This window comes from Clostridium ragsdalei P11 (assembly GCF_001675165.1).
Classification (GTDB): domain Bacteria; phylum Bacillota; class Clostridia; order Clostridiales; family Clostridiaceae; genus Clostridium_B; species Clostridium_B ragsdalei.
This window is the reverse complement of sequence record NZ_LROS01000066.1, coordinates 56,665-70,278: the sequence shown is the minus strand read 5'-3', so window position 1 is coordinate 70,278 and position 13,614 is coordinate 56,665. Positions and strand designations below refer to the sequence as shown.

The 13,614-nt window shown below is 30.3% G+C and carries 17 protein-coding genes and 1 other annotated feature; of the genes, 15 read left to right on the top strand and 2 right to left on the bottom strand.

Annotated features, from left to right (window positions below):
* The first annotated feature begins 100 nt into the window (after positions 1-100).
* The 4 genes from CLRAG_RS17430 to CLRAG_RS17415 all read left to right on the top strand — a co-directional run bounded on the left by CLRAG_RS17430 (position 101) and on the right by CLRAG_RS17415 (position 2,493).
* Positions 101-496: an HNH endonuclease gene (locus CLRAG_RS17430; RefSeq protein WP_063554014.1), complete on the top strand. Its 396-nt coding sequence runs from the start codon at positions 101-103 to the stop codon at positions 494-496.
* A gap of 222 nt (positions 497-718) precedes the next feature.
* A complete protein-coding gene (locus CLRAG_RS17425; RefSeq protein WP_013239540.1) occupies positions 719-898 on the top strand; it encodes a hypothetical protein in 180 nt (59 codons plus the stop codon).
* A gap of 136 nt (positions 899-1,034) precedes the next feature.
* Positions 1,035-1,469: a CBS domain-containing protein gene (locus tag CLRAG_RS17420; protein WP_065079564.1), complete on the top strand. Its 435-nt coding sequence runs from the start codon at positions 1,035-1,037 to the stop codon at positions 1,467-1,469.
* Between the two features lie 68 nt (positions 1,470-1,537).
* Positions 1,538-1,780 (top strand) — a binding site (T-box leader).
* 197 nt (positions 1,781-1,977) lie between these two features.
* Positions 1,978-2,493, top strand: a complete 516-nt coding sequence (locus tag CLRAG_RS17415; protein ID WP_065079563.1) for a tryptophan transporter — start codon at positions 1,978-1,980, stop codon at positions 2,491-2,493.
* Between the two features lie 167 nt (positions 2,494-2,660).
* Here CLRAG_RS17415 and CLRAG_RS17410 read toward each other — a convergent pair whose 3' ends face one another.
* Positions 2,661-3,089: a ferritin family protein gene (locus CLRAG_RS17410; RefSeq protein WP_065079562.1), complete on the bottom strand. Its 429-nt coding sequence runs from the start codon at positions 3,087-3,089 to the stop codon at positions 2,661-2,663.
* Between the two features lie 27 nt (positions 3,090-3,116).
* The gene (locus CLRAG_RS17405) at positions 3,117-3,557 is read right to left on the bottom strand and encodes a hypothetical protein (protein ID WP_065079561.1); all 441 of its coding nucleotides are present in this window, start codon (positions 3,555-3,557) and stop codon (positions 3,117-3,119) included.
* 165 nt (positions 3,558-3,722) lie between these two features.
* Between CLRAG_RS17405 and CLRAG_RS17400 the strand changes: the two genes are divergently transcribed.
* From CLRAG_RS17400 to CLRAG_RS17350, 11 genes are all read left to right on the top strand, one after another.
* Positions 3,723-4,319, top strand: coding sequence for a prepilin peptidase (locus CLRAG_RS17400; protein ID WP_207644835.1), 597 nt, complete (start codon positions 3,723-3,725; stop codon positions 4,317-4,319).
* Between the two features lie 43 nt (positions 4,320-4,362).
* Positions 4,363-5,544 (top strand): sensor histidine kinase, encoded by a 1,182-nt coding sequence (locus CLRAG_RS17395; RefSeq protein WP_207644834.1) that lies wholly within the window; start codon positions 4,363-4,365, stop codon positions 5,542-5,544.
* A complete protein-coding gene (locus CLRAG_RS17390) occupies positions 5,525-6,199 on the top strand; it encodes a response regulator (protein ID WP_065079560.1) in 675 nt (224 codons plus the stop codon). Before CLRAG_RS17395 ends, CLRAG_RS17390 begins: the two co-directional genes overlap by 20 nt.
* A 318-nt stretch (positions 6,200-6,517) precedes the next feature.
* Positions 6,518-6,694, top strand: coding sequence for a Flp family type IVb pilin (locus tag CLRAG_RS17385; RefSeq protein ID WP_013239524.1), 177 nt, complete (start codon positions 6,518-6,520; stop codon positions 6,692-6,694).
* A gap of 66 nt (positions 6,695-6,760) precedes the next feature.
* Positions 6,761-7,180 (top strand): TadE/TadG family type IV pilus assembly protein, encoded by a 420-nt coding sequence (locus CLRAG_RS17380; RefSeq protein ID WP_083985792.1) that lies wholly within the window; start codon positions 6,761-6,763, stop codon positions 7,178-7,180.
* 12 nt (positions 7,181-7,192) lie between these two features.
* Positions 7,193-8,086, top strand: a complete 894-nt coding sequence (locus CLRAG_RS17375; RefSeq protein WP_065079559.1) for a pilus assembly protein TadG-related protein — start codon at positions 7,193-7,195, stop codon at positions 8,084-8,086.
* 35 nt (positions 8,087-8,121) lie between these two features.
* Positions 8,122-9,087 carry a Flp pilus assembly protein CpaB gene (gene cpaB / locus CLRAG_RS17370; protein ID WP_065079558.1) on the top strand — a complete coding sequence of 322 codons (966 nt, stop codon included), beginning with the start codon at positions 8,122-8,124 and terminating at the stop codon, positions 9,085-9,087.
* A gap of 11 nt (positions 9,088-9,098) precedes the next feature.
* Positions 9,099-10,256, top strand: coding sequence for a CpaE/TadZ family protein (locus CLRAG_RS17365; protein ID WP_065079557.1), 1,158 nt, complete (start codon positions 9,099-9,101; stop codon positions 10,254-10,256).
* Positions 10,257-10,334: 78 nt separating this feature from the next.
* The gene (locus CLRAG_RS17360) at positions 10,335-11,663 is read left to right on the top strand and encodes a TadA family conjugal transfer-associated ATPase (RefSeq protein ID WP_065079556.1); all 1,329 of its coding nucleotides are present in this window, start codon (positions 10,335-10,337) and stop codon (positions 11,661-11,663) included.
* A 49-nt stretch (positions 11,664-11,712) separates the two neighbouring features.
* The gene (locus CLRAG_RS17355; RefSeq protein ID WP_065079555.1) at positions 11,713-12,675 is read left to right on the top strand and encodes a type II secretion system F family protein; all 963 of its coding nucleotides are present in this window, start codon (positions 11,713-11,715) and stop codon (positions 12,673-12,675) included.
* Positions 12,676-12,691: 16 nt separating this feature from the next.
* Entirely contained in the window at positions 12,692-13,612 is a 921-nt protein-coding gene (locus CLRAG_RS17350) for a type II secretion system F family protein (protein ID WP_065079554.1), read from the top strand.
* Positions 13,613-13,614 lie beyond the last annotated feature (2 nt).

Genomic DNA, 13,614 nt, shown 5'->3' with positions numbered 1-13,614 from the left:
TTTTATAATTTTTTATAAGTGTAATACGATAAAACCTGTGCTATAATAATAGTATAAAATATAATAAAAATCCACTATAATATAATTAGGAGGGAATAAATTGTTAAAGTGCCAAATATGTGGTAAACCAGCGGATAAGCATCATATAGTTTATAGATCTCAGGGAGGAGTGGATTTCCCTTTGAACTTTAAATATCTTTGTTCAGAACATCATAGAGGAAAGAGCGGACCTCACAAGAATAGAAAATTGGACTTGTTGTATAAAGTGGAAATGCAGCAAAAGCTTGAAAAATTGCTTTACAAAGAGTTTTATACGTTGGATGAATTAGTTAATCTCCTACAAATAAATAAAGGAATGTTAAAAAAACTTCTAAAGGAATATAAATTATATAAAGAAGGATACAGAAGTTTTGATGTTATATATAGATTAATGGGAAAAAAGAAATACACAGAATACATGCTTGAAGAATATTATGATTTTATAGGAAACTTTTAACAACACAGCCTTTTGAAATGAATGTTTCATGCTGTTAAATATCTAGAGATAAGTGAGTAAGTATAAAAACTTATCATTTATTATAAATATAGATTTTTTTAATAAAAATTATCTCTCGATAAACGCTTTATATTAACTTAAATTTTACGAGATATATTAAAAGGGATAATGGATGTAAGTCGCTTTCTAAAAAAGATTAAGTTAGATAAGGGGGTTATTAACATGAAAGAGAATATACTTATGCTGTTAACGTTGGAGGAAATAAGTAATATAACTAAGGGGCTAAAACTTACTATAGAAGCTGTAAAGAACGATAATGTTGAAATTGATGAAAAATTAGAAGATGATATAGAGGAAGTACTTAAAAAGTTACTTCAAGTAGAGGCCGAATGTTCAAGATAGTATTGTGAAGGTCAATTATTATTTCTTCTTAAGATTAATAATTGACCTTGTAATTAAGTTATTTGATTCTAAGATTGCGTAATTTCAAATTTAAATAGTATATTTAAAATAAAAGTATTAAGGAGTAGAAAGACATATGAATATAGCATTTTTTCTAACACCTAAAGAGGAAGTTGTTTGTGAAACTCCGAATTCAACTATGAGACAGGCACTGGAAAGAATGGAAAGACATAGATATACAGCAATTCCACTAATTGATAGCTGCGGTAAGTACGTGGGAACCCTTACAGAAGGTGATTTGTTGTGGAAACTAAAAAATACTCCAGATTTGAATTTTAAAAATACCAGCAAAGTATTGTTGAAACAAATTTCTAGGCGTATGCATAATAAACCAGTGAAAATTAATTCTAACATGGAAGACTTGGTATCACTTGCGGTAAATCAAAATTTTGTACCTGTAATAGATGATAAGGATATATTTATAGGTATTATAAAAAGAAGTGACATAATAAACTATTGTTACAGACAAATATTTAATGAAAATGCTAACTCAGCTTATGGTGTTAAATAGTATAAATAAAAGTGAAAATACTTATTGACATGAAGAAGAATAAGTGATAACATATACTTAATTTAAAAATAAATCCTTTGACGAGGAATAGTAGCAACATTATTAAAGTTACAGAGAGTTGAGAATGGTGGGATCTCAATACTATTGTATGTTGTGAATGGACCTAAGAGGAGTAAATTGAAATTCGCAGAGCGAAGAGTAGTGGTTAACGTATTCCATACGTTATAATGGATAGGACATGTTAGTGTCTGAAAAAGAGATACTTTTTAAAGTATAATTTAGGTGGTACCGCGGATATCTCCGTCCTAGTTTTTAGGATGGAGTTTTTTTATTTTATTAAAAAATAAAGTTGGTTAGAAAGAAGTATAGGTGGTGTATGCTATGTTGTGAAAGAGAAATAAGGAAAATTTATTTATAGATAGTTGTGATAATATCAATTGTATTTTTAATTTAAAGAATATTCAAATTAGATGGAATATTCGAATTTAATTTTAAGGAGAGTGTAAATATGAACTTAAAAAAGATGATTATAAATTCTATACTACTTGCTATAGGTGCAGTGCTGCATCAGATTACACCACCGCTTATACTTGGAATGAAACCAGATCTTTCTCTTGCAATGCTTTTTATAATACTCGTGTTTAACAGGGAATATAAAACTTGTCTCTGCGCAGGTATTGTAGCAGGTATTCTGGCAGCCGCAACTACTGCTTTCCCTGGTGGACAATTTGCAAATGTAATAGACAAATTTGTAACTATAAACATAATGTTTGTACTTATAAAACCTCTTAGAGATAGGATAAACAACCAAATAACTATTCTATTAGTTACTGCTGTAGGTACAATTATAAGTGGTTCTACATTCTTAATGGTAGTATTGCTTACAGTAGGATTAAAGACAAGTTTTACAGCATTGTTCTTATCTGTAGTTTTACCTGCTGCAGTTATAAATACTATAGCAGGAGCAATTTTATTTAACATAATAAATGTAGCTTTAAAAAGAGGAGCTATAAGACAAGTATAAAATAATTAAGAATTAATAATTAAAAATGAATAGTTAATGAAAAATCTAAAATGCAGCACTTATTGAAGCAAAGCTTCAATAAGTGCTGCATTTTAGATTTTCTTTAGGTTAGCTAAAGAAAATCATCCATAACTATTAATTATTAATTCTTAACTATTAATTTAATATTATTTGTTATATTTTTTTAATATTCCTTCCAGTATTCGGGCATGTCGTCCTTCATCTTTGGAAGCTGAATTGAAAAATTCTTTTGCTGCATCTATTTTTTGTTCTTCTGCTTTTAGAGCATCTTCACGTTTTGAATTGTTTGCAAAAATTTCTCCTTCTAGCATTTGTTTTATATCCTGGAAACAATCATCTGTTATCATATTGTTCAATTCTGCACAAGTTGCAGCGTGCTCTACTTCTTCTTTTGCAAGGACTTTTAGTATTTCGGCAATATCCCCATATCCCTGTCTTTGAGCCTGACGTGCTATGGCAGTATATAATCCTGCTTCCTTGGTTTCACCATTAAAAGTTTGTTTTACAGATCTTTCCAAATTAGTTCCTTTAGTATCTCCTAAAGTTGTTTCATAAGATAATTTTACATCTTCCATATTAATACCCTTCCTTTTTTTAAATAATTAATTTTTATGTGATAAATAAGATTCCTGTATTTTGTCTGCTATTTTTGAATTGTCCAATTTTATATCATTCAAGTATAAGAGCACACTACCGTTATAATCTTTTGGATTCCCAAATAAAATTACTTCGCAGGCGCTTCTTAAAATATTTATTATACAATCTTCATCGTGATACGCATTACAATTTTTACATTGATTTAGTATAAAGCCAACAGTATCTATTACAGAGGATTCATCAAAAACTTTTGTGTCAAATAAAGGAATGTTTTCTATTTCATTTTCTAGAAATTGTTCGTTAGATTTAAGACAAGCAAGTAGATCTTTTTTACAATATCCTATAATGCAATTGGAAGTATCGCACTTACCTCCGCAGTTTTCCTTTCCTAAACAACAGGTTTCTACAGATGTTATTAGGGAATTGAAATCTATATCAGTTTCCATATCATATCATCTCCTCTTTATAATAATAATTATATAATATTTATTATTAATTGTAAAGGGATTATCTTAAATTTTCCAAAAAACTCAAGTTAAAATATAACTTATAATAATATTTCCTCCAATGCAAATAATAAAGAAAATAATAATTTTATTTAAGAGGGAAGTATGTACATATTAATTTTTGCTATAGGTTTCATTATAGGAATATTACTAAATATTGTAATAGAAAGTATCTCATATAATATTATTGAAAATAATAAAAAAATCGGGAGTATTTTTATACCTATTATTTGTAGTCTATCCTTTGAAGTTTTATTTTTACGATTAGGGTTTACTATTGTACTTGCTAAGGCAATAGTTATGACATCAATTTTAGTTATAATTTCTTTTATTGATCTGAAGTATAGGATTATACCTGATTTTATGGTCATTATAGGTTTGATTATGGGAATAATGCTTTCTTTTTTCATTAAGAGTTCATTTACAGATACAATACTTGGAATGATATTTGGAGGAGGAACAATGTTTTTATTATCCCTTGTTCCTAATGTTATGGGTGGTGGAGATATAAAGCTTATGTTTGCTATTGGATCCTTTTTAGGATTAAAGAAAACCTTGTGGGCAATTTTTTTAGCTTTTGCACTGTCTTCGATAGTTGGAATTATTTTAATATTATTTAAAGTAAAAGGAACTAAAGATTATATTCCCTTTGGTCCATTTTTATCACTAGGAAGTTTTATTTCACTATTAGTTTTCATGTAAATTTAATTTGGTTTGGTTGTACTTTAAATGAAGGGAGAATATGATGAATAATATAAACTTGGATGTTAATGCTATTAATAAAATAATCAAAAATGTAATAGATGAGATAAGTTCAAGTAGAGGGCAGGTACTCAGTATTGTTGATTATATAAGAAAAGATCACGAAGATTTAAAGCTTAAACTAGATGAAATTAAAAAGGATATTGCTAATGTTATAGATGAAGTTGATAAACTGGAAGAACAGGATAAGGCTGCTAGAAGAAGATTGGCTCATGTATCTGCAAACTTTAATAAGTATACTGAAGATGATATTAAGGAAGCTTATGAAGCAGCATCTGATATGAGAATTAAGTTTTATACGAAGATAAATGAAGAAAAGTCATTGAGAAAAGAAAGAGATAGCCTGGAAATAACCATAAAAAAGATAATGGATAATATTGAAAATGGTGAAAGGATAATTAATCAAATAAGTATTGCTATGGGTTATTTAGAAGGTGATGTTCTTTCTGCTTTAGAAGGATCAGATAAGAATTCTGAAATGTTTATTGGTATAAAAATTTTAGAAGCTCAGGAAAGTGAAAGAAAAAGAATTGCAAGGGATATTCACGATGGACCGGCTCAACATATGGCTAATGCAGTTATGAAAGTAGATATATGTAAGATGGTTATTGAAAAAAATTTGGAAGAGGGACTTAAGGAATTAGAAGATTTAAAGGAAAGTGTTAAGGTGGCATTAAAAGAAGTTCGAAGTATTATTTTTGATTTAAGGCCTATGTCTTTGGACGATTTAGGTTTAAGGCAAACTATAGATCAAACGGCAAATACTATTTTCAAAGAGTCAAATATTGATATAAAGATAAAAATGAAGCCAATCCAAATGGAAATAGAACCTATTATTCAAGTAGCAGTATATAGAATTGTTCAAGAAATATTTAATAATATCAGGAAACATTCTAAAGCAAAACATGCAAAGGTAAGAATGGATTTTGGAACAAAATATTTAATGTTAATAATAAATGATGATGGTGTTGGGTTTAATGTAGAAGAGACTTTAAAGAGAGTAAATACTAAAGGAGCGTCCTATGGACTTATTGGAATTTTAGATAGAGTAAAACAACTTCAGGGAGAAATTGAAATCAAATCCTCTGAGAAAGTAGGCACAACTTACACTGTTAAGCTTCCTATTAATCGAGAGGTGATAAAGAATGAAGAACAAGGTGATTAGAATATTAATTGCCGATGATCATGATATAATAAGGCAGGGGTTAAAAAGGATTATAAGTTTTGAAGAGGATATGGATATTGTATGTGAGGCAGAAAATGGAGAGAAGGCTTTAAAACTTTTAAATAATCATGAGTTAGATGTTGTTGTGCTGGATTGTAATATGCCAATTATGGATGGTATTCAGGTTCTTAAAAGTATAAAGGATAAGGACAATAAAATTAAGGTTATAATGTTAACTGTTGAAGATGATAGAAAGACACTTAATACGGCTATAAGTATTGGAGCCGATGGCTATATGCTTAAAGATTCAGCTGGAACAGATATTGCAGAAGCAATTAGAAGAGTGTATAAGGGTGAAAAATACATCGATAAGTCTTTGGTTTCCACACTTTTTTCTGACATAAAAATTAAGGCAAAGAAAGCATCTAATATTTTAGATAATCTCTCAAAAAGGGAAATTGAAGTGCTTGATAAAATTTCAAAAGGATTTAGTAACAAAGAAATAGGAGAGCAGTTGTACATTTCTGAAAAAACAGTTAAAAATTATGCTACAAATCTTTTTAAAAAAATAAATGTAGACGATAGAGTTCACGCCGCAATTGTTGCAATAGAAAATAATATTGATGAATATTATAGAAGTAAATATGAAATTTAATCATAGAGTATTTTTTAGTGATTGGGTAATTACTTATCAAGTGATTCTTAGGTTCACGTGGAGTTTGCTTATAAGGAATACCTTTTTCTCCATCTGAACCTTAGAAGAACTTATCCAGGTGCGTAGCAGTGCCTATCCCCCACTTTGAAGAAGGTGGGGGGTTAGCAATGGTAGCAATCGGATAAAAATAGGGACTTTGGTCTCTATTTTTTTCTGACTTTTTTACTTATGATATGTGACTTTTGCAATCTGCCAAGTTAAAGACGGTAGATTTATAATAAAATCAATAAGAAAATAAATTTAAAGGGGATGAATAATATGCTGCAAAAATTTAAAGGATATGCCTTAAATAAGTTAAAAGAAGAAAAAGGACAAGGTATGGTTGAGTACGCACTAATAATAGGACTTGTAGCAATAGTAGTTATTGCCGTATTAGTACTACTTGGGCCAGCGATTTCTGCAAAATTTCAGGATATAATAAATGCCCTTCAATAAAATAGAAAAAGTTCTGCTGAGGTTTTTCCAAAGTACTCTAATCACAAAAAAGGTGGTTAGAGTATTTTGAAAACTAATCAAAAGGAAGTGGTTATATTGAAAAACTTAAAGAATGAAAAGGGGCAGGCTTTAGTTGAATTTGCAATAATCCTTCCAATCCTTCTATTGATTGTAATGGGAATAGTTCAATTTGGAATGGTGATAAATTCCTATCTTACTATTGAAAATGCATCGAGAGAAGGTGCAAGGGCAGGAATTATAGGCAGCACTGATCAGGAAATTCAATATTTAATTGTAGCTACTTCTCCTAATTTAGATCCTAAGAATTTAACAGTAACTATAACTCCTGATGAAAGTAGCAGAAGATCCGGGGATAGCCTTATTGTAAAAGTAACTTATAAATATAATCTCACTGTTCCAATTATAAGTAGTCTTTTTAATAATGTAATAGTATTAAATGGACAGACAACTATGAGGGTTGAGTGAGGAGAGATATAAATGAGGAAGTTAAATGATAGAGGAAATGTTGCTATTATTTCCTGTTTACTCATTACTGTATTACTTGGGTTTACTGCTTACGTACTTGATGTAGGTATGGTTTATATAGAAAAGACAAAGTTAACAAATGCAATCGACTCAGGGGCCTTAGCAGCGGTACTTGAATTACCTGATAATGAGATGAAGGCAAGGACTGCAGCTGTAGATTATCTTCAAAAAAATAATGTAGATCCAAGTCTAGCCCTAATAACTGTTGGTGTAGATCATAAGAGCATTCAAATAGAAGAAGTTAAAAATGTAAAGCACCTATTTGCTCAAGTAATAGGAATAAACAGCAGCAATATAAAGGCTAAGACAAAGGCTGTAGTTGCCCCTGCAAAATCAGTAACAGGTGGGATAAGGCCTTTTGCTGTAGAAGTATATAAATTTTCTTATGGAGACTTAGTAACACTTAAAGAAGATGCAGGAGATGGATACTCAGGAAATTATGGTGCAGTTTCGCTTGGTGGGTCTGGTGAAAGTGTTTTTAGAGCAAATGCACTATATGGTTACAGTGGAACAATATCAGTAGGTGACTATATAGATACTGAACCGGGTAATATGGCAGGAGCTTGTAATGATATAAAAAAGTATATCAACTCTGAATACAGCACTTTTGATAATTTTCCAAGAGACTCAATAAGACTATGGATAATGCCTTTAGTAGATTCTTTAGCTGTAAGTGGACAAAAGTCAGTATTAGTAGTAGGATTCGCAGCGTTTTATGTAGAGGATGTAACTAATAATTCAGGAAAAATAGAAGTTAAAGGAAGGTTTGTTAGATTTGTTTTAAATTGTCCGGTTGATACAAATTTAAATGACACAGGGTTATATGGTGCAAAATTATCAAAATAAGTAGGATTACTGATATGGGATGAAGGAGGATAGTGATGAAAAGCAGAGGACAAAAATTGATATTGATATCTTTTATTTTAGCGCTAATAGCTGCAGTGGCTGCTTTTGCATATTTACAATCGTTGAAATCGTCAAGTGAAGCGGCTAAAAAAACAACAATTTTAGTAGCAGCTGAGACAATATCTTCAGGAACCCTTATAGATAAGAAAATGATAAAAAAGATACAGGTGCCTTATAATCCTATTTTTGATAACTATATTAAAGATTCTTCAAAAATTGCGGGAAAATATGCAACTCAAACAATTTCAAAAAATGAAGGGTTTCATATTGATAAACTTTTGGAGAAGGGTGGAGATGAACTTAATTTAAAAATGGATAATGATTATAGAGCAATTTCTATTAGTGTTACAGGTGATTCAGGGGTTTCAGGATTGTTAAAACCAAAAGATTATGTGGATATCATTGTGTATACATCTGAAAAGAGAGATGGAACAAAAGTAGTTAGACCAGATGAAGCAAAAATTGTATTACAGAACATCCAGGTATTAGCAGTAGATAAACAGATAAGTAGAGAGAATAAAGAAAGTAATAGTAATAAAAGCAGTGATAATGGAAAAGCACCAACAAATTTTTTAGTAACCCTATCAGTTAAAGTATCAGATTTGGAAAAGGTAGTACTTGCTCAAAGTATAGGAAGCATCAAGCTAGCTCTTAGACCATTAAAAGATGAAAGAACTACAGAAACAAATGGAATTACATGGGAAGAGATGTCTGTTAATACTGATGAAAAGACTTTCAATAAAGAAAATAATTTAAACATTACAAGTAGTGAAAATTATAAAAGCTATATAGTGGAACCTGGAGATACCTTAGAAAATATTGGTAGAAAGTTTTATGAAGATGAAGGCAAATATACTATTATAAAAGAAGCAAATAATATACAGGATGAGAATTTAATATTAACTGGAGAGACAATTAAAATTCCAATACTCGGACAGTAGGGGGATGAAAAATGAATAAGATCAGAGTGCTAATTGCAGATGATATTGAAGAAACTAGAAATGTAATAAAAAAAATATTGAATTTAGATAAAGAAAATATTGAAGTTGTAGGAGAAGCGGATAATGGTGAAGAAGTATTTAAAATTATACCAAAGGTAAATCCTGATGTGGTTTTGATGGATATTAACATGCCTGTTTTAAATGGCTTAGAAGCTACTGAAAAGATAACCATGGAGTACCCTTCTGTAATGGTAATTATTATGTCTGTTCAGGCTGAAAGTGAGTATTTAAAAAAGGCAATGTTTCATGGTGCTAAAGAATATATAATAAAACCTTTTAACTATAATACCTTAATTGAGACTATAACAACAACTTATGAAAAGTGCAGGGAACGACAGGTAAAGCTTACAGGAAGTGCAGAAAAAGTGAGAGATGCCAAAACTATAGCTTTCTTTAGTTCTAAAGGTGGTGTGGGAAAATCAGTTTTAGCGGTTAACACAGCTATTGTTTTAAGCAAGGAATCCTATAAAAAAGTACTTCTTATAGATATGGATTTACAGTTTGGTGATATATCTATGCTGGTTAATAAGTATAGTGAAAAGACTATTTTAGATGCAGTGGAGGATGGACAAATAGATTCTTATGAAAATATAAAACCTTATTTATATAAATATAATGATAATCTTGATATATTCTTTGCTCCTCAAAAACCGGAAGCAGCGGAATATATAACAAAAGAAGCTATTGAGAAAATAATGAAGGATGTAAGAAAAGAATACGACGTAATTGTTGTAGACACAGGTATTAATTTTAATGATAGTACCCTTTATATTTTAGATATGGCACAAAAAATACTTATGGTGTCAACTATGGAGATTATAGCTCTTAAGAATACTAAATTGGGTCTTAAAGTTATGGAATCCGTTGGATATGATAAAAACAAAGTTAAGCTTGTTATAAATAGATTTAATGTAAAGTACGGAATAAACAAAAAAGAAGTGGAGGAGGCCTTTAAGGATGGTGTCTTTGCATTTATACCAGATGAAGAAAAGACTGTTATTGCTTCAGTAAATAAAGGGATTCCTTTATGTCATGATGACAAATACTATAAATTAAAAGTAGTAAAGGCACTGGATGAAATGTGTAAGAGCTTGATTAAGGCATTTTGAAAGAAATAACAAGGGGCACTATGCGAAGAATATTTGACTTGTTATTTTCTTTCAAATACCTAAGCAGGAGGAATTACTATGTCTCTTATGAAAAGATTGGAAGAAATAAATGTAGATAAAAAAGCCAATAAATCTGTTAGGGAAGAAATAGATCCTTATTATGAATTGAAGATGAAAATTCAAAATAGGGTAATTGAAGAACTTGATATAGATTTTAATGAAATTTCTGAACATAATCAGGAATTAAAGCAAAAAATTGATTATATTGTTACCAAGCATATTGAAATGGAATCACTAAATATGACTAATAATCATAAGAAAAAAATAAAAGAAGAGCTGTTAAATGAAATTATAGGATTTGGTCCGATTACAGGATTGCTTTCAGATAACGGTGTTACTGAAATTATGGTTAATGGTCCAGAGCATGTATATATTGAAAAAAACGGAAAGCTAGTACTTACGGATGCTAAATTTAAAGATGATAATCACGTACTCCATGTTATAAAAAAAATTGTAGCACCAATTGGAAGGAGAATAGATGAAAGTTCACCTATGGTAGATGCTAGGCTCCCTAATGGCTCTAGAGTAAATGCTATAATATCTCCCTTAGCCATTGATGGTCCCTCTATCACTATTAGAAAATTTGCAGAAGATCCATTTAAAGTAGAGGATTTGGTTAGCTTTGGAACAATGACTCAAAGCATGGCGAAACTTATAAAATATTGTGTAGAAGGAAGATTAAATATAGTTGTTTCAGGTGGTACAGGAAGTGGTAAAACTACTACGTTAAATGTTCTTTCCTCATTTATACCTGAAAATGAACGTATAGTGACTATTGAGGATGCAGCAGAACTTCAGCTTTCTCAGGAGCATGTAGTAAGGCTCGAGACAAGGCCTGCAAATGTAGAAGGAAAAGGGGAAGTTACTATAAGGGATTTAGTTAGAAATAGTTTAAGAATGCGTCCTGACAGAATTATTGTAGGTGAGGTTCGTTCTGGAGAAGCTTTGGATATGCTGCAAGCTATGAATACTGGCCATGATGGATCTCTTACAACAGGTCATGCTAATTCACCAAGAGATATGTTATCTAGAATTGAAACCATGGTGCTTATGTCGGGAATGAATCTTCCAATTAAGGCTATCAGAGATCAGGTGGCTTCTGCTATTGATATAATAGTTCAGCAATCAAGGCTCATGGATGGAAGTAGAAAAATCACTTATATAACGGAGGTTCAAGGCATGGAGGGGGATGTAATTATACTTCAGGATATATTTAAGTTTGAGCAAAGGGGCGTTGATAATAAAGGAAAAGTAAGAGGAGAATTTATTCCTACAGGTATTATGCCCAAATTTGTACAGAAGCTTAAGGAGAAAGGTATAAATGTACCACCAGATATTTTGAGATAATTTCTTATTTTCTTTCAAATGCCTAAAGCAAAATCAAGGAGGAGGGCTTATGATATATGTCATAGTAACAGTGATATTTTTAATGGTGTGGCTTTTTATAAGCACTGTATTAATTGAATTATTTAGTAAAGATAAACCTATTCGTAAGCTTAAATATTTTGATGAGGATTATGCTATTTCCCAAAAGTATAAAAATAATAAGAAGGACAGGGTAAGCATATTAAAAACTCTATCAAATTTAATACCTAAGATCTGGTTAAATAAAAAGAAAGATAAAAAGCTTGAGGTTGAACTCATGAAGGCAGATTTATCTATTACTGTAGAGGAACTTCTGGTTATAAAAATACTATTTTCCTCTGCCTTTGCTTTTCTGGCATTTGCAGTTTTTAAAAATTATTTTGTTATCATTTTAATTTATATTCTAATATGGAACGTCCCCAAATTTATAATAAGAAAGAGAAAAAAAGATAGAATTAAGGACTTTGACAGTGAATTAAATGAAGGTATAACTATAATTTCAAACTCTTTAAAAGCAGGATATTCTTTCTTACAAGCTATAGCTGTAGTATCAGAAGAAACCAGTGATCCTTTTTCAAAGGAATTTAAGAAATTACTCAAAGAGATGAGTCTTGGGATTTCTGAAGAAGATGCTTTAAAAAATTTGCTTAGCAGAGTTGAATCAGAAGATCTTAGACTTATAGTGAATGTTATTTTAATACAGAAAGATATAGGAGGAAATTTGTCTGAAGTACTTGATAATATATCGGAAACTATAAGGGAGAGACAAAAGATAAAAAATGAGCTAAAAACACTGACAGCTCAGGGAAGATTATCGGGCATTATTTTAATGCTTATACCTATTTTTTTAGGGTCAGCAATTTACCTTTTTAACAAGGAGTATATACTTTTGCTATTTACAACTTCTATTGGTTTAATTATGGTAGCGGCTGCTGTATTAAGTGAGCTTCTTGGATTATTAATGATAAGAAAAATTATTAATATAGATATGTAAGAAAGGAGAGAGGTACATGCTTTATTTTGCATTTTTCATCTTCTTTTTGTCAATTTTTTTTCTTTCCTATGGAATACTAACAGCTATAAACGGTGACAAAATAAAAATTAAAAAGAGATTTACAGAGATTAATGAGCTGGATAATTTGAAAGAAGAAGAAATTGAAAATAAGACTTTTTCACAAAGAATGATAATGCCTTTTTATGAAAACTTTAGTAAGGTTATGCTTACCATAACGCCTCATCAAAAAATTGTAATGCTTAACAAAAAGTTAGAAAGAGCAGGGGTTTTAAAAAATAGTACTGCTCAAAAATGGATGCTTAAAAAGAGCATGATTATCTTGATTTTTTCTACAATTCTAGGAGTACTTGTGCTAATGGTTGATTTTAATATAATGAAAGTTATTGTTTTTACAATACTTATAGTGATAACTATTAATGCCTTCTTTAATTTTTATCTATCAAGAAGAATTCAAAATAGAAAAGATAAAATTTTAAAGGACTTACCTTATACTTTAGATTTAATTACAGTTAGTGTTGAGGCAGGTTTATCCTTTGACGGTGCTATAGCTAGAGTTATAAGTAATATAAATGGAGAACTTTGTGATGAATTTGCAAAGAGTCTTAAGGAAATTACTATGGGAATAGAGCGAAAAGCCGCCCTTAAAAATATGAGTGAACGTTGTGATGTAAAGGAACTTTCCATGTTTATTAGTTCGTTAATTCAGGCAGATGAATTAGGAGTAAGTTTAAGCAAAGTGATCAGAATTGAATCTGCAAATTTGAGAGAACATAGGAGACAGGTGTCTAGAGAAAAGGCTATGAAGGCTCCTATTAAAATGCTTTTTCCATTAATTTTTTTTATTTTCCCTACCATATTTATAATTATATTAGGGCCTGCCGTTATAAGGATGATTACTATATTTGCTAAGAGGTGATA

What these genes read in the sequence shown, in the direction of transcription:
- CLRAG_RS17360 (WP_065079556.1), top strand. Translation starts at nt 10,335, where the DNA reads ATGTCTCTTATGAAAAGATTGGAAGAAATAAATGTAGATAAAAAAGCC.
- CLRAG_RS17385 (WP_013239524.1), top strand. Translation starts at nt 6,518, where the DNA reads ATGCTGCAAAAATTTAAAGGATATGCCTTAAATAAGTTAAAAGAAGAA.
- CLRAG_RS17420 (WP_065079564.1), top strand. Translation starts at nt 1,035, where the DNA reads ATGAATATAGCATTTTTTCTAACACCTAAAGAGGAAGTTGTTTGTGAA.
- CLRAG_RS17375 (WP_065079559.1), top strand. Translation starts at nt 7,193, where the DNA reads ATGAGGAAGTTAAATGATAGAGGAAATGTTGCTATTATTTCCTGTTTA.
- CLRAG_RS17415 (WP_065079563.1), top strand. Translation starts at nt 1,978, where the DNA reads ATGAACTTAAAAAAGATGATTATAAATTCTATACTACTTGCTATAGGT.
- CLRAG_RS17410 (WP_065079562.1), bottom strand. Translation starts at nt 3,089, where the DNA reads ATGGAAGATGTAAAATTATCTTATGAAACAACTTTAGGAGATACTAAA.
- CLRAG_RS17390 (WP_065079560.1), top strand. Translation starts at nt 5,525, where the DNA reads ATGAAGAACAAGGTGATTAGAATATTAATTGCCGATGATCATGATATA.
- cpaB (WP_065079558.1), top strand. Translation starts at nt 8,122, where the DNA reads ATGAAAAGCAGAGGACAAAAATTGATATTGATATCTTTTATTTTAGCG.
- CLRAG_RS17355 (WP_065079555.1), top strand. Translation starts at nt 11,713, where the DNA reads ATGATATATGTCATAGTAACAGTGATATTTTTAATGGTGTGGCTTTTT.
- CLRAG_RS17350 (WP_065079554.1), top strand. Translation starts at nt 12,692, where the DNA reads ATGCTTTATTTTGCATTTTTCATCTTCTTTTTGTCAATTTTTTTTCTT.
- CLRAG_RS17400 (WP_207644835.1), top strand. Translation starts at nt 3,723, where the DNA reads ATGTACATATTAATTTTTGCTATAGGTTTCATTATAGGAATATTACTA.
- CLRAG_RS17395 (WP_207644834.1), top strand. Translation starts at nt 4,363, where the DNA reads ATGAATAATATAAACTTGGATGTTAATGCTATTAATAAAATAATCAAA.
- CLRAG_RS17425 (WP_013239540.1), top strand. Translation starts at nt 719, where the DNA reads ATGAAAGAGAATATACTTATGCTGTTAACGTTGGAGGAAATAAGTAAT.
- CLRAG_RS17405 (WP_065079561.1), bottom strand. Translation starts at nt 3,557, where the DNA reads ATGGAAACTGATATAGATTTCAATTCCCTAATAACATCTGTAGAAACC.
- CLRAG_RS17365 (WP_065079557.1), top strand. Translation starts at nt 9,099, where the DNA reads ATGAATAAGATCAGAGTGCTAATTGCAGATGATATTGAAGAAACTAGA.